Raw genomic sequence first — 21,603 nt, 5'->3', positions numbered from 1 at the left:
GGACGATGTCATGACAAGAGTGATGTTTCGAAATGCCATGATCTGGGACGGCACCGGCGCCGATGCCTTTCCGGCCGATCTGCTGGTCGACAATGGCCGCATCGTCACCATTGCGCGTACGCCCGGACAAATGTCGGGCGAGGGCGCAACGACCGTGGAATGCCGCGGCATGACGCTGATGCCGGGCCTCGTCGAAGGCCATGCTCACATCTCCTTCGGCGGCGCGATCAAGGATTCCGATCTCGGCCTGATCCCGCCCGAGGAGCATCTGCTGCTCACCATGCGCAACGCCAAGACCTTGCTCGACCACGGCTTCACCAGCGCCTACAGCGCCGCCACGTCGAAGCTCAGGCTCGACATCGTCATCCGCAACGAGATCAATGCCGGCCGCCTGCCCGGACCGCGCATGCGCGCCGGCAGCCCGGAGATCACCGTCACCGGCGGTCTCGGCGACGAGCGCCAGCAGCATATGTATCACGAGAGCTTCGGCATGATCGCCGACGGCGTCGAGGAGATCACCAAGGCGGTGCGGCTGTGCTGCCGCGAAGGCGCCGACAACATCAAGATCAACATCTCAGGCGACGATCTCAGCCCCGCGGCGCACGGCGGCCTGACCGTCATGAGCGAGGCCGAGGTGATGACGGCGGTGTCGGTGGCGCGCGACTTCGGCAAGAAGATCAACTGCCATGCCCGCGCCGCCGGTTCGGTGAAGCGCGCGGTGAAGTGCGGCGTCGACGTCATCTACCACTGCGAATCCGCTGACGAGGAAGCGCTCGACGCACTCGAATCGGCCAAGGACCGCATCTTCGTCGGCCCGGCCATCGGCATCATCTACGGCACGCTCTATGAGGGCGAGCCCTTCGGCTTTACCCATGAGATGGCGGTGAAGTTCGGCATGCAGCGCATCCTCGACGACAGCCGCAAGGTCTACACCGAACTGCGCAAGCGCGGCGTGCGCGCGCTGATCGGCGGCGACTATGGTTTCGCGCAGACGCCGCAAGGCACCAACGCACGCGACCTGAAGCACTTCGTCGACCTGCTGGGCTATTCCCCCAGCGAAGCGCTGCAGTGCGGCACAAGGCTCGGCGGCCAGGTGATGGGTCTTGGCGACGAGCTCGGCATGGTCAAGGAAGGCTTCATCGCCGACCTCCTGCTCGTCAATGGCGACCCGCTTAAGGACCTCGACATGATGGTGCATGAGAAGAACCTCATCGTCATCATGAAGGATGGCGAGCTCTACAAGGACCAGTCGGCATCGGTCGCTTCGCAGCGGCAAGCGGCCTAGGCCAGAGCACAATGCAGCCCGCGGTTCCGATCGATGTCTGTGAGGCAAGCGGCATCTGGCGGACCGACGGGCTGCCCATGGTCTATCTGCCCAGGCACTTCCTGGTGAATAACCATCTTGCGGTCGAGGCAGCTCTCGGCCGTGAGGCCTATCGCACCATCCTGCGCGCAGCGACGGCGAAATCCGCCATCGAATGGTGCGAGGCACAGGTACGTGCCAAAGGCCTCCACCCCCAGGCGACCTTCCGCCACTATTTCGAGCGCTTGTCGCAACGTGGCTGGGGCCAGTTCTCGATCGACGTGCTGGATATTGCCGGCCGCCGCGGCAGCATCAGCCTGAGGAATTCGATCTTCGCGCTCGAAGCCGGGCACCAGCGCGGACAGCGCGTCTGCTACATGTTCGAAGGTTTCGTCACCGGTGCCTTCTCGTTCCTGCTCGGCCTTGCGGATCCGACGGCGGTCGACTGCGAGGAGACCTACTGCGCCTGCGATGGCCGGCACGACCATTGCCGGTTCGACTTCGCGGCGTAACAGGCCGGTTGTCAGCCGATTGCACCGGTGCATAGAGTTTTGTCGACACGATGGAACACGGTGGCATTGCCACGAGTGGAAGGACGGCCCTACAAACGCCTGACGACGAATTCTCAGGATGGGGCAGGCGCTACTATGAGTGGCTGGTTGCATACTCTTCCACTCGCCTGGATGGCTCTCGTCGTGTTCGGGGCCACCTATATCGTCGCGTTCATCTTGCACCAAGGCATCGCCGTTCTTTCCGCGGGCTCCACGGCGCGGTCATTCAAGGCGCTTTCGCCTGGCATGTTGCCGCCGCTCGGTATCATCTTTGGCCTATTTGTGGCGTTCACCGCGGCTCAGGTCTGGAGCGACAACGATCGAGCCAATGCGGCAGTCAATCGCGAGGCCAGCGCGTTGCGGTCGGTCGTGGTTCTGGCGAGCAGCTTTCCCGGGGAGCCCGAGGCGCGCCTACGGACGCTGGTGCGCAGCTATATCGAGGAAACGACGAGCCAGGAGTGGCCGCTGATGGCCGAGGGCGCGGCGACCCTCACCATAATCCCGCCGGCGCTTAACGAGGCGCTGCGGACGACGCTGGCCTTGGCGCCAAGCAATCCCGGCCAGGAGATCGCGCAGCGCGAGATTACGAGGTGGCTTGAAGACGCCTTCGAGGCGCGTCGCCAACGGGTTCTCGTCAGCTCGGCACAAGTCAACCCGACGAAGTGGGCCTGCCTGATCCTGCAAGCCTTCTGTGCTCTTCTCGCGATTGCGATCGTTCATAGTGATAACCGAATGGCATCGGCGATCGCTCTTGGAAGTTTTGCGACCGGCGTGGCGGCATCCGTTCTGTTAATTCTCGCCCACGACCGGCCCTTCACGGGAGAGATCGCAGTATCACCGCAACCGTTGCTGCAAGTTATGCCGGAAGCCAATGCGGGCGGCGACGAATGATACAAGCAGGAGTGCAGAGACGGGTAAATTCCGTCGCGTTGTGAGACTCTGATTTGGTGACAAGCAAAACAGCAGCCCCCTACGAGTCGTCCCTCTCATCGCGCAGATTGGACACAACGCGGCGGTTCTGCGACCTGCAGGCGTTGTCGGGGCAGTCGCGGACGAGCCTGTCCTTGCCGTAGCCCTTGGCCCACATGCGGTTGCGGTCTATGCCGCCGGCGGCGAGGTAGTTCATCACTGCATCGGCGCGCTGCTGCGACAGCGCTGTTTCGCTTGCGCCGGGATCGTCGGCGAAACCCTGCAGCTTGAGCAGCCAGCGCGGATACTTTGACAACCAGGCGATCTGGGTGTCGAGGGTGGTCTTGGCGACAGAATCGAGCGCGGCCGAACCTTTCGTGAAATAGGTGCGCCGGCCGACATTGAGGATAAAATCCTCCTCGCTGCCCGGCTGCACGTTCTGGAAGCCGGCAATCTCGGCGTTGGTGACGTCGGGCGTGGGCGGGGTCAGCGTGTTGCTGGTCGAGCAGGATGCGGTCAGCACCAGCAGGCTGGCGGTGAGCAGCCGGCGCGTGTTTTCAATCATGCGGTTCATGATGCGCCCAATCATTCGACGGTGGTGGAAGGGGGCGCCTGGTCGGCGATGTGCGGCAGGACCTCCACCGCAGTGCCGATCGGGCACCGCTGGTAGAGGTCGATGATGTCTTCCGGGAACATGCGGATGCAGCCGCTGGAAGCGTCGGTGCCGATGCTCCATGGCTCCAGCGTGCCATGCAGGCGGTAGCCGATGTCGGCGCCGTCGCGGTAAAGATAGAGCGCGCGCGGCCCGAGCGGATTGTTGGGCGCGCCGCCTTCGATCATGGGCGGTAGCTCCGGCCTGCGCTTACGCATTTCGGGGGGCGGGACCCATTGCGGCCACAGCGCCCGGCGGTCGATCGTCGCGCGGCCGTACCATTTGAAGCCTTCCTTGCCGACGCCGACGCCGTAGCGGATGGCGGTCTTGTTTTCCATGATGAGGTAGAGGAAGTGGTGGCGGGTATCGACCACGACCGTGCCGACCGGCTCGGTGCTGAAATACTTGACGATCTGGCGATGCCATCTCTTGTCGATCTTGGCGAAGTTGGTCTTGCGATAGACAAAATTGTTGTCGCTGGCGGTACCGGCGAAAAAGGATTTTGCCGCCGCCGCGGCTTGAACAACAGTGCCGGTTGCACTGGCCGCGACCAGCGCCAGGCCACCGATCACGACACCCCTGCGTGACAAAACCATCGGCAATCCCCCATGCCTTCAGTCTGGTGGACCATAATTGAGAATTATTTCGCCTCAAAGTGGAAAATGCTGCAGTTGAGCCGAGAGCGGACCGGCAGCTTCGGGCCTTGGATAGTCAGAAGCGTCCGCAGCGACGGCGCGCCTTCGAGATGGTCTGGCGAATCCCCACCAGTTGCCGCGGATCGAACGCCTCGCGGACGCCACGGTGAACCAATGCTTCGCATAAGGTCGGCACATCAGAATTTTGATCCATAGACGGGCTCCAGCCGGCAACGTTGCGGTTCGGCGATGCTGCAAACACGAGCGGTACGGGATACAATTACCGGAGCGAATGCGTTCCCCGGATGGCTCAAAATGTCCTCCGCCGATTCTCTCGCCGCGAGATTATTGTCGGCGACATTGATGTTCGATCGTGCGTCGTTGCTGGCGCTCGAGGCTTTGGCTGCCGAATCCGACCGTCGGGTCCTAAGGCGCGGTGAGGTCCTGGTTCGCGAAGGCGATCCATCGGACAGGTTCTTCGTCGTACTGTCCGGTCGCTTTACGGTACACAAGGGAGATCGGATTGGCTCGGTCGCCGAGATCGCACAGGGCGAACTAGTCGGCGAAATTGGTTTCTTTGCAGGGCTGCCCCGTACGGCCACTGTTCTTGCAGCGCGCGATTCGATCGTCCTTGAAATCAGTCGTAATCATTTCGAGAAGGCGGCCGAGGCTCTGCCGAACCTAAGAGAGGCGGTCACAATATCTCTGGCGCGCCGGTTCGCCACGCAATCTCCGGTTTTGTCACGTCTCCAGAAACCTGCCAAAATCCGAACGCTTGCCATCATTGCAGCCGGCGGAAGTCGCATCTCACCGGTTTTCATCGGGCACCTACAGCAAGAGTTCGGCGCGGTCACGCGCGCTCAGTTCGTTTCCCGGCTTGACGTCCACGCGAAGTTCGCTGGTCGTCCGATCGACGACCAGCCGGTCCTTAACTGGTTGAACGAACTGGAGGCGCAAGCTGAATTCGTTGTCTATGTCGCGGATGAAGAACCTAATGAATGGACACGAGTCTGCATTCGCCAAGCCGATACCGTCCTGCTGCTAGCGAACGCGTCCTCCTCGCCTCGCTTGAACACGTCCGAGGAATTGGCGCTATCGGTCCATCCACCATCGACCGGTCGGCTTGTGTTAATTCACGACAATCGCTCGGCTGCGGTCTCCGGCACCTCTGCGTGGCTCGATGAGCGCCCCCATGTCGGCCAGCATCATCATGTTGCGCTGGAGGACGCGTCTGATATCCAGCGCCTGGTCCGATTTATTTCCTGCAAGGCACGTGGCTTCGTGGCGGCGGGGGGTGGGTCCCTGGGCAGCGCCCATCTGGGCGTTTACAAGGCCTTCGTCGAGGCGGGCGGGCGCTTCGACTATCTCGGCGGGACGAGTTCCGGAGCGGCGATGATGGCCGGCTTCGCAAGAGGGTTGGACGCCGAGCAGATCGACCGCGGCACGCACAACATATTTGTCAAGAGTCGGGCGTTTCGGCGCCCCACCTGGCCGCGTTTCGCGCTTCTAGATCACAAAGCCTTCGATCGAGCCCTTCGGGAGGAATACGGCGACGTTCTGATCGAAGATCTTTGGGTTCCGTTCTTTGCGCTTTCGACCAATCTGAGCAGCCGTCAGCCCCATGTCCACCGTCGTGGAAAACTCTGGCAAGCCGTTCGGGCATCCGGCTCGCTCCCGGGTGTCCTGCCGCCGTTCTTTACGGCTGACGGCGATATGCTGGTGGACGGCGCCATCATGAACAATTTGCCGCTGGAACAGATGAGGGAACTCAAGACCGGCCCCAATGTCATCGTGAGCTTTGGGTCCAGTGGACCGCAAAAATACCACATCGACTATGACCGCATCCCCGGAAGATCGGAACTGGCGATCGCCCTGCTGAACCCTTTCGGCCGTGCCCGCCTGCCGCAGGTTCCGAGCATGCTTCAGGTTATTGCCGCGAGTATCCTGGCACACGGGCCGCAGGACATTGCCGTCGGCGACGAGGATGTCTTGGTCTGTCCGCAGGTTTCGAGCACTTTCATGGATTGGAGTCGGCATTCCGAATTGTTTTCGGACGCCTACGACCGCACGGCGCAATGGATCGAGGAACGTCTCCGCCAGAACGACTCAGGGCTCCGGGCGGTGCTCAGTTGAACAGATCGGCGAGCGCATCGAGTTGATCGGCCGCGGGAACGACGACCGGCTGTCGGATTGCGAGAGCGGCGGGCGCCGAGAAAAGGCGCCTCGTAATCCTGAATCGCAACGTCGCCAGGGATGACGACCACCGCCACACCGCGCCGCCGCCCCGTGGATCATCGCCGACTTTATCTCATCGACATCAGATCCGTCATGAGGCCGACCCTGACGAAGAACTTTGGCGCAGGGGACTCCGAATAGCCGATGTCCTTCAACTGATCAGGGGTCAGGTCTTTTATCGCCCTGCGCGCTGCAATGGTTCGCCGCCACGCGATGAAGGCGGCGACCGCCGTTGCCACGCTTTTCGAGGTTACGCCAGGCAGCTGACGTTTCGATGTGCGGGTCTCGGCGCGAGCTTGCGTGTGAGTCATCTTGCTCTCCCGTTTCAGATTGCGATCGAAGCTTGTCACACTGGCGCTTTGCGGCTGTTCAGCCGGGCGTGAACCACGGAGGAAAGCCCGGCGGGCCGCCGTTAAATCCGCGTTAAATCGGCTGCCGAAGATGTTATTCTGCTGCTAGCGTATTCGAAATCTGGAGAGGGCTTGTGCGCATCCGGTTGCTTGGCGGTCTTGAAGTGACTTCCGGAGGGGGCCAGCCCGTCCGCTTCGCAACGCGCAAATCCGCACTTCTTTTTGCCGCCCTGGTCCTGGCGGGTCGTCGCGGCCGCCATCGCGAGCAACTTTCCGAAGGGCTTTGGCCAGGGAGAGGCGACGCGCAGGCGCGCAACAGTCTGCGTCAGGCCCTGGCCGATATCAGGCGATGGTTTCCCGCCGGCGGCGACGCGGCCATTTATATCGAGGGGGATCAGGAGACGGTGGCGCTGACGGCCGGTCCGGACGAGGCGGATATTTGGCTCTTTGAGCGGAAGCTCGCCGAAAGCGGTACGGCGGACCTCGCCGTCGCCGCCGACCTCTACCGTGGTGATGTCCTGTCGGGTGAGGCCATTCCGGACGGTCTAGATGAATGGTTCAGCCCGTATCAGATCAGATACCGACAGAAAGCGATGCAGTTGGTGGAACACCTGAGCTTGGCGCAGTCCGAAGCCGGATCCGCGGACGAAGCGGCTTGTGAGCGGCTCGCGGAAAGGCTGCTCGCTTCGGATCCGACCGCGGAGGCAGCGCATCGAGCGCTGATGCGCATCCACGCTGTGAGGGGCCAGGAGAACGCGGCCTTGCGACAGTTCGCGTCCTGCCGTGCGCTGCTGAAGAAGCATCTGGGCGTAGAACCCGAGGCACAGACGCAGTCACTGGCGGTGTTGCTACAATCGCGGGCTGGAAATCGCCAGACCGCGGCGGTGCACGACACTGAGCCGTCTCAGATTGTGTCTGCCAGATCGCATGACCAGCCGTCGGTGGCGGTGATGCCCTTCGACAATCTCGGTGGAGCGGACGACGAGTATTTTGCCGACGGCGTTGTCGAGGAGATCACTGCTGCGCTTTCCCGCATCCGGGACTTTTTCGTAATCGCACGTCAATCCGCCTTCACCTACAAGGGACGCTTCGTCGACGTGCGCGAGGTCGGCAGAGAACTCGGCGTCGCTTACATGGTCGAAGGCACTGTTCGGCGGGGCGGCGACCGGCTGCGCATTTCCGTGCAACTGGTCGATGCCGAGACGCGGGCGCAACTGTGGTCCGAGCGCTACGAGGGTGCGACCGAGGACGTTTTCGAGTTCCAAGACAGGATCGCGGCGCAGGTGGCCGGCGCCATCCATCCGGCCATCCGTGGCGCCGAGATCGAGCTGGCCAAGCGCAAGCCGCCGACCAGCCTGCGGGCCTATGATCTCGTCATGCGCGCCTATCCGAACCTTTGGGGCCGCCGCAAGGACACCAACAACCAGGCGATAGAGATGCTGCAAAAGGCGATCACGATCGATCCGGCCTATGGTCGCGCGCATGCGCTTTTGGCATGGTGCCACGCCTCGAAGGCCGCGTATCTTTGGACCGACCAGCCGGAGAGGGAGCTGGAAAAGGCGCGCGCGGCGGTTGAGGCTGCGGGTTCGATCAGCGATGATCCAACCGCGTTGACCGCCGCCGGCTCAGCCTTGAGCATGTGCGGCGACCAGGAGCGTGCCACCACCTTTATCGAGAAGGCTCTCAAGCTTGATCCAAACAATGCGTGGGCATGGGCCCGCCATGGCTGGATCGCGATCTACAAGGGCGAAGTCGCTCGCTCGCTCGAACGATTCCAGCAGGCGATGACACTGAGCCCAATGGATCCGCTCACATTCAACATGAGGCTGGGCATGGCCACCGCCATGGCCAAGACAGGTTCTCTTTCCCAGGCGGTCGCGATCGCCCGTGAGGTCATCAGCGCTCATCCAGACATCATCATGTCCTATCGATACCTCGCCGCCTGGTCGGCAATGGACGGAGACCTGGAGACCGCCCGCTGGGCCGCTCGGAAGCTCCTGGCTGCCCAGCCGGGCTTCACGATCGACCAATATCGGTCGCTGCCCTTCTTTAGACACATGCCGGAATGGGCAGATCAGGTGGCCGAAGCTCTGAGGCTGGCGGGATTGCCCGAACGCTGACCAATGCAGATCGCGAGGTTCGCTTTCGCATAGTGTGCTCCTGGCGCACGACGACCTCCAGCGCGGTCGCTTACGACGTCAGCTTTCAGGAAGCCGCAAAGCTGACTTATACGGCCGAGGTGAGGCGCGAAGCGGACATTCAGGGCGCCCAGTCGCGCCTGCGGCGAAAGCCATTGACGGCGGACAGGTGGAGGGCAGGCCGGCATCGGAGCTGCCCCCGCAACTAAAATCTCAATACCCAGGCGTCCACTTTTCCCTTGCCTTTGACTTCGATAGCGCCGCGCGGCTCGAAGACGAATTGGTCCTTGAGCTGTTCGTAGACGGGGCGCGTCACCTGAACAGAGTCGGGAACTCCACCCGACTCCATGCGGCTCGCCAGGTTCACTGTGTCACCCCATAAATCATAGATGTACTTACTCTTGCCAATGACGCCGGCGACCACCGGCCCGCTGTTGACGCCAACCCTGAGCTTCATCGAGACGTTGTGTTCCATCGCGTGCTCGCGGGTAATGTGGACCATGCGGATGGCCATGCGGACCATGCGCTCGGCGTGGTTGGCCACCGGCACGGGCAGGCCGCACACCGCCATATAGGAGTCGCCCACCGTCTTGATCTTCTCGATGCCGAGATCATTGGCGGCAACGTCGAAGCGCGTGAAGAGTCCGTTGAGAAACATCACGACATCGTGCGGCGGCATTTCCGATGTCAGTGCCGTGAACCCGACCAGATCTGCGAAGGCGACCGTGACTTCGGCGAAGCCGTCGGCGATCCTCTCCTCGCCAGCGCGCAGCCGATTGGCGATCGGTGCCGGCAGGACGTTGAGCAGCAACTGCTCGTTCTCGCGGTTCTTGTTTTCGATCACGACATTCTTCTGGTGCAGATCCTCAACCATGCCATTGAACGCCGAGCAGAGCTCGCCAATCTCGTCGCGCGTGCGGACCGGCACGCTGGTCGCATAGTCGCCGGCAGAGAAGCGTTTCACCCCGGCAGTCAGATCGCGGAGCGGTCCGAGCAGCGCGCGCGAAAGCCAGGCGGCGATGGCGGCCACCACGAGCATCGCCAGTCCTCCGACAAGTAACAGATCTCGGCGGAGTTCGGCGATCGGTGCGAAGGCCTCGGCGCTGTCGACCTTGGCGACGAGAGCCCACTTGAGATCGGAAATCGCAAGCGGTCCCCATGAAGCGAGCGTCGGGACGCCACGGTATCCGATGATCTCGCCCGTGCCCTCGACACCGGCGAGCGCGGCACGGGAGGCCTTGGTGTCGATGCGCTGATGCAGCACTGGTGTCCCGTAACGCTGAATGACGGCGATCTCCTCTTCCGAGGCGCCGACGGATTTGAGGTCGGCGAAGAAGCTATCCCGGTTCTCGTAGAACGCCCGCGGGCCAGAACGCGCCAGATAATCGGGTCCGACGAGATAGGCCCCACCCGTGTCGCCGAACCCTTCCTGCCGCCAGCGGCGGTTACCGGTGACGACGTTGTCGATCTCATCATTCGACAGTTTCGCGACCAGCACGCCGATGACGACGCCCTGGGCAATCACCGGTGCTGCCATGAAGGCGACCGGTGCGCCGCCTGATGGCGCATAAGAGGCGAAATCCTCCAGGCAGATGGCTGACGGGCCTGCGATCTGCGAGCAGCGGGCGACGGCGGCCGCGACGTTGGTGCTGCGGTACGGACCCGACTGAAGGGACGTGGTGAAATCCACCTCCTTCTCGACCGTATAGATCAGGCGACCTGATTTGGGATCGGCAATCATGAGATCGGAAAAGCCGACCGTGGTAGCCGCAGCGCGCATCAATGGATGATATATGGCGTGCAGCCTGGAGTATTCGCTTCCGTCGCCGGCGTCGTCGAGAAGCTTGCGCCGCTCCGCGGGGTTGGGATTTTCCACAATGTAGTGATACTGCAGATAGTAGGGGGCACCATCGACCGGCAGGTAGTCCGACAGGGCCGGTTCCCTGCCAAGGGTGCGCGTCATTCCGGGGATGAAGCTCTCAGCATACCAATCGCCGACCTTCTGCCGCAGTTCAGGCGGAGCGCCTGCCCGGTCGAGTTGGTCGACCGCGGTCCGGAACTCGCGTGTCGCATCGACCACCATTTTGGAGGCGGCAAGCAGGCGCAGTTCGGCCTGGATTGTGCGGAAGTAGGTTTCGACCTGGCGCGTCTTGGTCTGACGGGCGGCCGTGAGTTGGTCGAAGACTGCTTTTTCGAGAGCGTCGCGGGCGCGGAAGTAGCCGAGCGCCCCGGTCACCAGGACCGCGATCGCGCCAAGAAGGACGAGGGTTGTAAACAGCTTTGCAGCCAATCCCCAGCCCGCGGGGCTGGATGAGCCGGTCACATCTGAAGAAGACATGAGATCTTACTTTGCTTTTGCATCAGGTCTTCGGAAACAGGAGCGTCGACGTCGCGCCGGACGGCAAGCCAGGATCGTGTTTCATCTGTTTCCCCCTCTCCCTCGCATATGCATACCAAATTTACCGCGAGACGTGTGCGGGAATGCGTTGTCGGTTTCCCCGTGGGACCGCACGGCAGAGGCGGCCATGGAGAATGGTCTGAGGTTTTGCTTGCTTCTCGTGAATTGCGCTTTGGATTCTACCCACCCAAAGCCCGAGGCGGGGCGCTTGAACCTGGATAGCAGGTACCGCGGTTCGACCGGGTATGCGCCAGCGACGCCGCCCGGGTTGATCCGACATCGCATTTCTCGCTACGCGCGTGGGCGGACTTGCCGACACACCATCCTGCCCTGGATGAGTAAATCGACTCGTTGGCCTGCTGCTGTCCGATCGCCATCCATTCCGGCCAGCCGGTGCGTGTAGGCGACAGACATCACCTCGGATCCGGATCGCGGTATCCGACGATTCAACTATTCAATCGATCCCGCTGATCGCCAGCGCGAGTGGACCAAATGCTTGTGCCTGTCGAACAGAGCCAGTTTGTCGAAATAACCTAGCCGAAGCCCAGCCCCGCAGCCGTCACAAGTGAAGCGAGAAATCGACTTAAACCATGAGCCATTTCGAATGATTGGATGTTTGCAGACCGGGCACTCAAACTGGAGCGCCACGTCGAGCAGATCGTTAGCTATAGGCATGGTCACGCCCCAAACGGCAGATACCTTCCATTAATCCCGGAAGATGACGGGCGTATGTGACTTCAGTCTCAGAGGGGAATTGCGGGCGAATGCATCGGTGGATTCAACTGCCCCGGACGAGGCAAGCCTGATGCTGACATAGCGGCTGTGCACCGATCGCGAACGGGACTCAGTTGCTTCTGGTGAGCGCGCGAAACGGGTGACGCCTCCGGAGCGGGTCCAAGGGTTGGGAACGCCAGCTCGGCGAGATCCGCCGATCTCGCAAGGTGGAGGCATGGTCAGACAGCAAGGCCCAACGGCGTAGTCGGTGCGCTATAGTCTGTAACAGGTTGTTCCATCTCGAGGATTTCGCCGATGATGGTCAGCTTTGGAGGTTGCGCATAGTCAGCGCCGAGACCCCTGCCTGCAGTGGCCTCTGCCTACAGAGACAACGTCCCAGGCGCGTGGGTTCCTCGTGAGCCATATGCCCGGCAGGAAGCCGCGCACGGTTGCGCTCGCGCTGCTTCATTCGTCACGAAAGCCGGCGCGAGAGCAGTTGACGTTCTCAGACCACAACGAATGAACTTGATGTGATCGCGAGATGTGGGGCAAGCGTGGCGAATTGCGTTTGAGCGGCGCCACCAGCTCCGTCACTGTCGAAATAGAGCGCTCCGGTCGTGCTGTTGTAGACAATATGGTCGGTACTGTCGTGTGCTGCCGTCCCGCCATGGAAAGCAGCACTGGCGAGCGTTCCAGTCTTCAGCCCTTTGAATATAGCATCATCAAGATGGATCTTGTCTTGCGACGGGTCGAAGTCGGTGATCCTGTCGACATTGCCCGCGCCAAGCGCGGAGTTGAAGACGAAAACATCCTTGCCGCCAAAGCCGGTCAGTTTGTCGGCGCCACCGCCGCCGCTGATGACGTTGTTGCCGGCATTGCCCTGGATGGTCTGGGCGAACTCGTTGCCGGTCAGGTTGATCGCCGTGGTGGCGGATTCCTTCGTGGTGCCAAGGACTTCAATCGACGAACCGGCCGAGAGCGCATAGCTTACAGAGGTCCATATCCTGTCCTGACCCTGGCCAGCGGTCTCGACCACCTTGTCGCCGGCATTGTCTACCCAGTAATCGTCGTTTCCGCCGTGGCCAATCATGGTATCTGCGCCACCGCCCCCGTTCAACGTGTTGTTGCCGGCATTGCCCTCGAGCGTCTGGACGTACTCGTTACCGGTCAGGTTTATTGCCGCTGTCCCGGCCACATTTGTGGTGGTTAGAGACCCCACCGATGAGCCGGCGGAAAGCGCATAGCTCACTGAGGTGAGAACCTTGTCTGTTCCGCCGCCGGAAGCCTCGACAACCCGGTCACCTGCGTTGTCGACATAGTATGTATCGTTGCCGCCATAACCGGTCATCGTGTGCGCGCCGACTGCCTGAAGGACATCGGCGCCGCTGGTACCGACGACTTTGTCCGTGGTCGGAGTAGGATCGACAGGGGGAGGAGTGGTTGGCGTGGTTGGCGTGGTTGGCGGCGGGGTCGTTGTCCCGGTATGGCTGTTGTGATCCTGGAAAAAAGCCTGCATTGACGGCGTGTTGCCGAGCGATGTCTCGCCGTTCTGCGAAGACCATTTGTAGACCATGTCAAAGGCAGGTGAAGGAACGAGCTTTGCCCAATGGTCCAACATGGTCTGCTCTTGGGCGGTCGTAGGCATCACATACGAACCGCCCGTATTGGTCGCCCAGCCACCGCCGCCAAACGCCTGATACACCGGAACGATTGCACTCAATGGTATGCCCGCTTTCAGCGCGGCTGCTACGGCTCGATCGATGTAGTTGAAGTCCACCACGGTCGAGCGCACCGGATAGGGATCTATTCCGTAGTAGTCGATGCCGGTGTTGGCCGGATTATAGGTGTTGGTGTAGTCGGAATTTGTGAATGACCCCATGTCCATCAGAGTGATGAAAGTCTTGGCCCCCGGGAAATGCGAGTGAATCCAGTCTGATTCGGCCTTCAGATTCGCAGCGCTGACCTGGGTATGATATTTACCAGTGGGATCAGGTTCATCGGTCAGATAAAATCCAAAAACCTTCGGATTGTTGAGGAGAGGCGTCACCTTGTCTATGAAGGAGGCGGTTACGCCGTTGCTTTCATCCAGCCAAATCAAGGCCTTGGAGCCATCCGGCAGGGCGTTGACCGATGAGGCGTACTGGAGATCGACTAGGTTGAAGCCGTAGGTTGCAGCAGCTGCGGCAGGGGCGCCGTAGGCGTAGTGCATCGTAGCCATGCGAAAGTTCTCTCTTCTGACTGGTAGCGCCCCACCCCCTGCCTAGCCGAGAGTCTACATTAGCGCCAAATCAAATACGGAAATGCGTTGATAGAAACATTGATCTGGGCCTTGAACACCTCGGCAGCCTCAAGCCAACGAGGCCCAACACCACGCTTGCCTTGCCTAATCAGCGGCGTTGTCGGTACCAAATCAAAACCGATACTCGCTGACAATCACTGATTACTGGTGTGGTTACTGAGAGCTCAAACATCGGCGTTCAACCTGAAATTTTTTGGAAGAAACCCGGTTTTTCTGGGATGCTCTCTTGAGTCGATCATCTCTCATGCGATGGGTCGAAACCTTCGGATCTTAATATCCGGCAATTCGTCTTACTGAAGGCAGTCGACAGGCGGCGGAAAAGGAACCGCTTTCTGCGCGACATGTGTCTGCCTGCGAACTTCTGTACTGGTGTTGAGCCAGGTCACGGTGTCTTGCGACCCGGTCGCTTCATCGGGGAGATGGCCGGTGGGTAAACGAACCAGGCCAAACCGCCGGCGAGGGAAGGCCACCATAAGCGCGCCTTCAGGCGCTTGCCGGGAGACGACGCGCATCATTTCGGTCCAAACCGGAGACCCTGCGCGCACGAGTGGAACTCGCTCATTCAAACGGACGAGGACAGTCGGCAAGCCTGACCGTACCGTGGAGCTTGGCATTACAAGTTCCAGGCAGCGGAACCAAGGACAATGAAAGCAGGACCAAAAGCCGGCCAGTGCGCGCGATCGGAGTTATGCGCACGGTCAGGAGACGCGGAATGAACCCGCATCTCGTGTGTGTGGGGGGCGAAGATCACGCCTTTAGAATTCCGTTCCTGCTGTCGATGCGCGAAAGGGGCTTTCGGGTCACTGCAGTCTCCACCGGCGATGAGTCCGCGTTCTCGCGGCATGGCATTACGCATCGTTGTTATGGCTTCGACCGGTTTTCCAGCGGCAGTAGCGGCGCCATCAAAACGATTCGAAAACTGATTTCGGAGCTCCGTCCGGATATTGTCCAAAGCTTTGACACGAAGCCCAATCTATTAACACCACTGGCGGTGCGCGGGACGGTTCCGGTCGTCCGTACAATCAATGGGCTGGGCTGGACGTTTTCATCTCTGGAGCCAAGGGCTCTGGCCCTTCGTCCAGTCTTTTGCGCACTGCAGTGGCTTTCGTCATTCTGGACGGCTGCGACAGTATTCCAAAATCGGGACGATCACGCTTTCTTTGAGCGCTACCGACTGATCGGACGCGGCAGCGGAAGAGTGATCCGCAGTTCTGGAATCGATGTTGATGCATTCGCTGCCGCAACCCATCTCACATCGTCGCCAGAGAAATTGCGCCAAGAGCTTGGGCTCCAGTCCGCTGAAGTTGTAATTTTTGTCGGCCGGCTCACTCGTCAAAAAGGCATCCCGACACTGCTTGAGGCTGTCCCCCGCGTCCTGGCCAAGAGGCCCGATGCGCGTTTTGTGCTGGTCGGCCCATGGGAATCCGAGGGTCCGTTTGCCGTCGCCAAATCGGACATCGATCGGTATTCCCCTCAAGTCATCGCCTTGGGTCCACGACAGGACGTTGCCGCCCTCCTTGGCATGGCCGATCTGTTCGCCTTTCCAACGCAATATCGAGAAGGAGTTCCGCGTGTCCTGCTTGAGGCGGGACTGGCGGGATTGCCGATCGTCGCCTCTAATATGCCTGGTTGCAATGAGGTGGTCGAAGACGGTTGGAATGGATATCTGGTCCCAGCCCATGATGCAGATGGTCTTGCGTCAAGAATAATAGAAATCTTGTCCGACCGCGGCAGCGGAAGGACCATGGGTCATCGGTCCATCGAATTCGTCAAGACGCATTTCGCGCTGCCGATGGTGATCGATCAGTATTGCGACCTCTACAATCAGGTCCTTGGCGCCAGATCCTTCGGCGGAGTCGCCCGACCGGCGGCTCAGATACTGCTTGAAGGCGATGTCGCAACCCGTGGACTGGGCGGAGCGCGCCGATGATCCGGGAACCGTTGCTGGCCGGCGGCATTGCGATGGCCTACGCGTCGCAGCTTGAGATTCCGGGGGCGCCCTTCGGATACAGCGAATTGTTCCTGGCGCTCTGGATCATGCTGTCGATCGGGCGCGTACTGGCCGGCGGTCATTTGAAGGCTACGCCGGCCCTCTCAATTCTCGCGACCTTCTGGCTGGTCCTGACATTCGCTCTTGGGGTGGGTCTGATCGTCGGCTTGCTGACGATCGTGCGGTATCTGGCGGCACCGGTTCACGACATGATTGCCTATATGCTGCTGGCCTCGGTCACCTGCCTGCTCGCGGCCGATCCCAATGTAGACCGCCATCTGCGCCGCACATCCTGGTGGGTGATCGCGATAGCCAATGCGTGCTTTGTCTTTCAACTCGGGCTTGGTTTTGGCTTCATCCACCAATCTGGGGTCAATCCCTGGTTCTGGGATCGCTTTACCGGCTGGTCCGACAATCCAAACCAGTTGGCACTCTACTGCGCGATGTTTGGTCCTTTGGCCTTGCATCTGGCGATCACAACAAGCAATCCGTTGGCACGGCTATACGCGCTCGCCAGCCTTGTCCTGACGATCTATGTTGGACGGCTGACAAAGAGCGATACCTATCTTTTAACCATCGTGCTGACCGGCTTGATATTCATCGGGCTACGCGTTCGCACATGGCTCACGACCGGTAAAAAGGTCGGCATCGCGCGGCAAGTCGTTCTGCTGTTGATGGTTGGCTTGCTGCCGCTGGCGATTTCGGTTTCGCCCTATGTGCTTGCCGAAACAACCACCGTTGAGAACTTCGCCAAGAGCCTCACCAAAGGGGAGGGCGGCGAGGCGACCGCCGAAACCGCTTCGCTTCGCATCAACTTGTGGGACGATGCGCTTCAAAAGGGCCTGGAGTCTGCGTCACTTGGCCTTGGTCCCGGCCCGCATGCCGATAGGTCCATTATCTATACGACGGAATTTGGCGACCTACCTTTCGAGGCTCACAGCACGCCTCTCGATCTGTACACTCAAGGCGGTTTGGTTGCGGTTCTGGCTCTGCTGTGGATCGTTGGCTGTGCGGCGATCTCGGCGTGGCGTGCGCAGCGCGACGCCCTGCTGGCACTGCTGGTGTCGATCGTCATTTTCGGATTTCCACACCTTATCATCCGCCATCCCGTCGTGTGGTTTTCGCTGACGCTTTGCCTTGTGGCTGCAACGCCCAAAGTGATTTCGCGTCCATCCATGGCCATGAGACGATAGCATGTGCGGGATAGCCGGAATCCTACTCGCCCCTGATGCAGCCAATACGAGGCCGCTGCGGGCAATATCGCAAATGACGGCTGCCCTTCGTCACCGTGGCCCTGATGGCGAAGGCTTCTGGAGCGACGGTGAAGCCGGTATCGCCTTCGGCCACAATCGGTTGGCCATCGTCGACTTGTCCGAGGCAGGATATCAGCCGATGCGTTCGGCGAGTGGCCGATATGTCATTACTTTCAACGGTGAAATATACAATTTCCGCGATCTGCGCCGGGAACTCGAGAGCGCAGGCCATCAGTTCCGCGGAGCATGCGATACAGAGGTTATACTCTGCGCGATCGAAAATTGGGGGCTTGATGCCTCACTCAAGCGTTTTGCCGGCATGTTCGCGTTTGGACTGTGGGATCTACAGACCAGGACCCTTCACCTGGCTCGCGACCGAATGGGCAAAAAACCAATCTATGTCGCCCCGACACGCCATGCACTTGTTTTTGGCTCCGAGTTGAAAGCCATCAGGTGTTTCCCGGGTTTCAATCCGGAACTTAATCTCAATGCTGCCAGGGCCATGCTGTCGCGAGGATGGGTGCCGGATCACAATTGCATCTGGCGAGGGGTGTTCAAACTACCCCCTGGTTCGGTCCTGTCCTTGACGGCCGAAGACTTCGCCAAGGCGCGTCGCACCGGCTCCGTCCGACATCGTGTGCGAGCTTGGTGGTCACTGGCCGAAGTGGCCACAAAGGGCCGACAGGACCCTATGGTCGGCAGCGACGAAGAACTGACGAGTGAACTCGATGGGCTACTGCGGCTTGCCGTCAGGGAGCGCATGAATGCGGATGTGCCGCTCGGCGCCTTTCTGTCCGGCGGTATTGACAGCTCAACCGTTGTAGCCCTGATGCAGGCTCAATCGCAAAAGTCCGTACGCACATTCACCATAGCGTTCGGAGAGCGCGGATTTGATGAGGCTCCCCATGCCGCCGCGGTTGCGCGGCATCTGGGCACAGACCATACTGAACTCCACCTTTCGCCGGCCTCGGCGCGTGACATCATTCCAGAACTGCCTCAGACTTGGGATGAGCCGTTCGCCGATGAATCGCAAATACCGACGCTGCTGGTGGCGCGGCTCGCTCGCCAGCACGTTACGGTCGCGTTGACGGGCGACGGTGGCGACGAGTGTTTTGCCGGCTACGCCCGCCACCTTATGGCGGCGCGGGCCAATCGACAGCACGGTATGCCCTCGCCGCTGCGCGAGACCCTTGCGGCGGCCATTGCGCTGATGGCTCGCGCAACCCGTCACAATATTTTCAGCAAGCTGCCGCTTTCAGGGCTTACTCGGCACGCGTTGCGCAGCGATCGTCTGGATCGGCTGGCTCGCCTCCTTTCCGCGGCTGATCAGGAGGAGCTATATCAGCGGCTGACAGGGTCATCGACGGCAAATCTATGCCGCCCCGGGCCACGCACATCACTTCGGCGCGCGCCTCAGCTTGATGACCTGCTGTCTCGGCTTCTGTACAACGATATGGCTGACTATCTGCCCGGCGACATCCTGGTGAAACTTGACCGGGCCAGCATGGCCAACAGTCTTGAGGGCCGATGCCCACTTCTTGACCACCGCGTTGTCGAATTCGCCTGGCGGATGCCGGCGAATGCAATGGTCCGCCACGGACAAGGCAAGTGGCTCCTTCGCCAGTTGCTGCGCCGCTACGTTCCTCAGCGGCTGATAAACCGGCCGAAGCAGGGCTTCGACGTTCCGATAGCCCTCTGGCTGAGAGGGCCGTTGCGCGGCTGGGCGAGCGATCTTCTTGCCGATATGCGCCACTCCGGAGACGGCCTTTTCGACGCAGCAAAAGTACAGACGTGCTGGCGCGATCACCTCGATGGAAAACGGGATCATTCTCATGATTTGTGGGCGACGTTGATGTTCCTTGCATGGCGCAACGACGCCGATCGCCCATCGGCGGCAGCAACGGCCCTGCCTCGCGTGCCTGAATTGACGGGAGTTTGAGATGGAAGGTTCAATAGTCAGTCGCATTCAGCTTCCGCGCACCACAGGGATGCGGGTAGCAGTGCGTGAGACCAATCCACGCATGCGGCGGCCGTTGCGTGAACCGAACGACGCCCAGACGCCTTTCGGCCAACTGATCGTTACCATCGCGAGGCGGAAATGGTTCCTGCTTGCCATGGTCGTTCTTGGCGGCGCCATGGCAGGCCTTGTTGGCATTTCCCGCCCGGCCGTGTTCGAAGCGACCACACAGCTCATCGTCGATGGCCCGATGAGGACTGCGCCTGACGGCGCCGGTGCTCAGGACATGTTGGATACCAGCATCGACAACCATTTGACCATGCTCCTATCGCAGGGACACCTGCGTCGTGTTGTTGCGGCACTGCGAAAGGCGGAGGCGGATCAACAGGCTGATGTCGGTGGTGCTGCCGCGCAGGGATCGGCTCCTGACGCGCCAACGGAAAAGCGCTCTTTTGCAGCCAATTTCTTGGATGGAATCTTACCGCATGGCAGTGACGCGAGCCCGCAAGCTGCGGATGCCGCAGAACTGAAAACGCTACGGCGTGGGCTAAGGGTTGGCCAGGAACTGCGATCGCGCGTCATCACCGTCGGGTTCGCGGATAATGATCCTGTGCGGGCGGCCTTGGTGGCCAATACATTCGCCCAGGTTTATGTCGATGACCTCGCACGAAACAGTCAGACCGCCGACAAGGCAGAGCTCGCGTCCATCATCGCCGCTCTGCCCACGGTCCAAAGTGATCTGGCGGAAGCCACCGACAGTCTGGAGGAATATCGGCTAAGTCATGGCACTGTCGATCAGGGTGCTGCCGACAACGCCGCCAGGGAAACTGCCGATCTCAACCAACAGCTTGCCTTGTCGAAGGCCGATCTCTCCACGACAGAGGCCCGCCTTCAACAAATCCAGGACCTGCAGAAGTCGGGCGCCTCGCCGGCCGCGCTTGCGGACGTCATTGGATCGCCGGCGCTCGCCGACCTTCTGGCTCATCCGGCAGACAATACGGCAGGAAACGATCCCGCAGGTGCGATTAACCGTGAGATCGAACAGGGTATCGCACGTATCGCTGCGGAGGCGAGTACGTACCGTGCCCAGATCGCGGCGCTAGAGACGCGCAAGAATGTCCTCGAAGCCGTAGTAGCCGACACTGCGGGCCGACTTTCAGGGATGCGCGCACTCGAACCAAAGGTTACCATCCTGACGCAGCGCTACAATGAGCTCCTGACCAGACAACAGGATCTGAGCCGGCGCATTGCAAACCCTTCGTCGGGAGTTTCGATAACTTCGGCGGCATGGCCGCCGACGAACCCCAAGAGCCTCTCACCGATCTACCTTATTCCACCGGGCATGGTCGTGTTTGGTCTCATTGGCGGCATCCTTGTCCTTCTCGGCAATCGTCTCGATCAGACTTTGCGCGGGGAGGCGGAGACTGAAGCAGCCCTCGGCTTTCCCTGCCTGGGATTGCTCCCGAAGGTCTCAGGACCAAGTGCCAGGCGCCTGCAACAGCTGGTTCTTGGGCAGCAGCAATCAATGTACAGCCGGGCTGCAATGTCCGTGCTGGTCAATGCGGCACCGCTTCAGGCAAGGGGCCGCTCGTCTCAGGTTGTCCTTGTTACGTCCAGTGACCAAAGCGATGGGAAGACCGAGCTCGCATGGAGCCTGGCTCTCGCGGCAACGCGCCTGGGCGGCCGTGTCCTTTTCATCGATTTGGATCGACACGATGCGCGGCTTACGAACGATTTCGTGAGCGAGTTTAGTATTTTGAAACCGCACAGATCCTTTGGAGACTATGCGAAGGGGCGCTGTGATCTGGAGGGTGTAATTTCGAGCATGCCTGAGATCGGCGTCGATTTCATGGCTGCGCCGGCGCTCTCGGATGACCTCCTGAAGTTGCTATTCACGATGGACGCACCGCGACAATTTATGGATAGGCTGGGCTCAGTCTACAGCCTCGTCGTCCTGAACGGACCACCGGGCCTGGGGGGGCCCGAATCCCGGCTGCTGGCGGGTTGGGCGGATTCCGTTCTGTTTGCGGTGCGCTGGGCAAAGACACCGCGCAATGTCGCACGCGGTGTCCTGGAATTGCTGCAGCCCGAGGAGCCCGGATCTGTTCCCGTCGGAACCGTGCTCACGCAGGTCAACCTCAAACAGCACGCATTGTATCGCTTTGGGGACAGCGGCGACCTGCTGCTCGTGGGGGCATGACAAAGGACGGTTGCGGAAA

Annotated in this window: 14 protein-coding genes; 9 read left to right on the top strand and 5 right to left on the bottom strand. The window is 60.7% G+C overall.

Annotated features, from left to right (window positions below):
- Positions 1-10: 10 nt before the first annotated feature.
- The 3 genes from AC1DXM_RS10570 (at position 11) to AC1DXM_RS10560 (ending at position 2,745) form a co-directional block, all read left to right on the top strand.
- Entirely contained in the window at positions 11-1,285 is a 1,275-nt protein-coding gene (locus tag AC1DXM_RS10570) for a metal-dependent hydrolase family protein (protein ID WP_477232989.1), read from the top strand.
- A gap of 11 nt (positions 1,286-1,296) precedes the next feature.
- Positions 1,297-1,815: a DUF5943 domain-containing protein gene (locus AC1DXM_RS10565; protein ID WP_477232988.1), complete on the top strand. Its 519-nt coding sequence runs from the start codon at positions 1,297-1,299 to the stop codon at positions 1,813-1,815.
- 135 nt (positions 1,816-1,950) lie between these two features.
- Positions 1,951-2,745, top strand: a complete 795-nt coding sequence (locus AC1DXM_RS10560; protein WP_477232987.1) for a bestrophin-like domain — start codon at positions 1,951-1,953, stop codon at positions 2,743-2,745.
- A gap of 79 nt (positions 2,746-2,824) precedes the next feature.
- Here AC1DXM_RS10560 and AC1DXM_RS10555 read toward each other — a convergent pair whose 3' ends face one another.
- Both AC1DXM_RS10555 and AC1DXM_RS10550 read right to left on the bottom strand, forming a co-directional pair.
- Positions 2,825-3,337 (bottom strand): OmpA family protein, encoded by a 513-nt coding sequence (locus AC1DXM_RS10555; RefSeq protein WP_477232986.1) that lies wholly within the window; start codon positions 3,335-3,337, stop codon positions 2,825-2,827.
- Between the two features lie 11 nt (positions 3,338-3,348).
- Positions 3,349-4,011: a L,D-transpeptidase gene (locus tag AC1DXM_RS10550; protein ID WP_477232985.1), complete on the bottom strand. Its 663-nt coding sequence runs from the start codon at positions 4,009-4,011 to the stop codon at positions 3,349-3,351.
- A gap of 354 nt (positions 4,012-4,365) precedes the next feature.
- Between AC1DXM_RS10550 and AC1DXM_RS10545 the strand changes: the two genes are divergently transcribed.
- Positions 4,366-6,183 (top strand): patatin-like phospholipase family protein, encoded by a 1,818-nt coding sequence (locus tag AC1DXM_RS10545; RefSeq protein ID WP_477232984.1) that lies wholly within the window; start codon positions 4,366-4,368, stop codon positions 6,181-6,183.
- Between the two features lie 170 nt (positions 6,184-6,353).
- Here AC1DXM_RS10545 and AC1DXM_RS10540 read toward each other — a convergent pair whose 3' ends face one another.
- Positions 6,354-6,596, bottom strand: coding sequence for a DUF1127 domain-containing protein (locus tag AC1DXM_RS10540; protein WP_142865988.1), 243 nt, complete (start codon positions 6,594-6,596; stop codon positions 6,354-6,356).
- A gap of 173 nt (positions 6,597-6,769) precedes the next feature.
- Between AC1DXM_RS10540 and AC1DXM_RS10535 the strand changes: the two genes are divergently transcribed.
- Positions 6,770-8,755, top strand: coding sequence for a BTAD domain-containing putative transcriptional regulator (locus AC1DXM_RS10535; RefSeq protein WP_477232983.1), 1,986 nt, complete (start codon positions 6,770-6,772; stop codon positions 8,753-8,755).
- A gap of 223 nt (positions 8,756-8,978) precedes the next feature.
- Here the strand turns inward: AC1DXM_RS10535 and AC1DXM_RS10530 are convergent, their stop codons facing one another.
- On the bottom strand, positions 8,979-11,111 hold the full coding sequence (locus tag AC1DXM_RS10530; RefSeq protein WP_477232982.1) for an adenylate/guanylate cyclase domain-containing protein: 2,133 nt from the start codon (positions 11,109-11,111) through the stop codon (positions 8,979-8,981).
- A 1,279-nt stretch (positions 11,112-12,390) separates the two neighbouring features.
- Positions 12,391-14,103 (bottom strand): calcium-binding protein, encoded by a 1,713-nt coding sequence (locus AC1DXM_RS10525; RefSeq protein WP_477232981.1) that lies wholly within the window; start codon positions 14,101-14,103, stop codon positions 12,391-12,393.
- Positions 14,104-14,896: 793 nt separating this feature from the next.
- Between AC1DXM_RS10525 and AC1DXM_RS10520 the strand changes: the two genes are divergently transcribed.
- From AC1DXM_RS10520 to AC1DXM_RS10505, 4 genes are read left to right on the top strand one after another with little or no spacing between them, the layout of a single operon-like run.
- Positions 14,897-16,114, top strand: a complete 1,218-nt coding sequence (locus AC1DXM_RS10520; protein WP_477232980.1) for a glycosyltransferase — start codon at positions 14,897-14,899, stop codon at positions 16,112-16,114.
- A complete protein-coding gene (locus AC1DXM_RS10515) occupies positions 16,111-17,367 on the top strand; it encodes an O-antigen ligase family protein (RefSeq protein ID WP_477232979.1) in 1,257 nt (418 codons plus the stop codon). The genes AC1DXM_RS10520 and AC1DXM_RS10515 overlap by 4 nt, the downstream gene beginning before the upstream one ends.
- A 1-nt stretch (position 17,368) precedes the next feature.
- Positions 17,369-19,366, top strand: a complete 1,998-nt coding sequence (gene asnB, locus AC1DXM_RS10510) for an asparagine synthase (glutamine-hydrolyzing) (RefSeq protein ID WP_477232978.1) — start codon at positions 17,369-17,371, stop codon at positions 19,364-19,366.
- A 1-nt stretch (position 19,367) separates the two neighbouring features.
- Entirely contained in the window at positions 19,368-21,584 is a 2,217-nt protein-coding gene (locus AC1DXM_RS10505; protein WP_477232977.1) for a GumC family protein, read from the top strand.
- Positions 21,585-21,603 lie beyond the last annotated feature (19 nt).

The sequence above is a fragment of the Mesorhizobium sp. P3_A2 genome, assembly GCF_056403115.1.
This window is presented reverse-complemented; position numbering and strand designations above follow the sequence as displayed.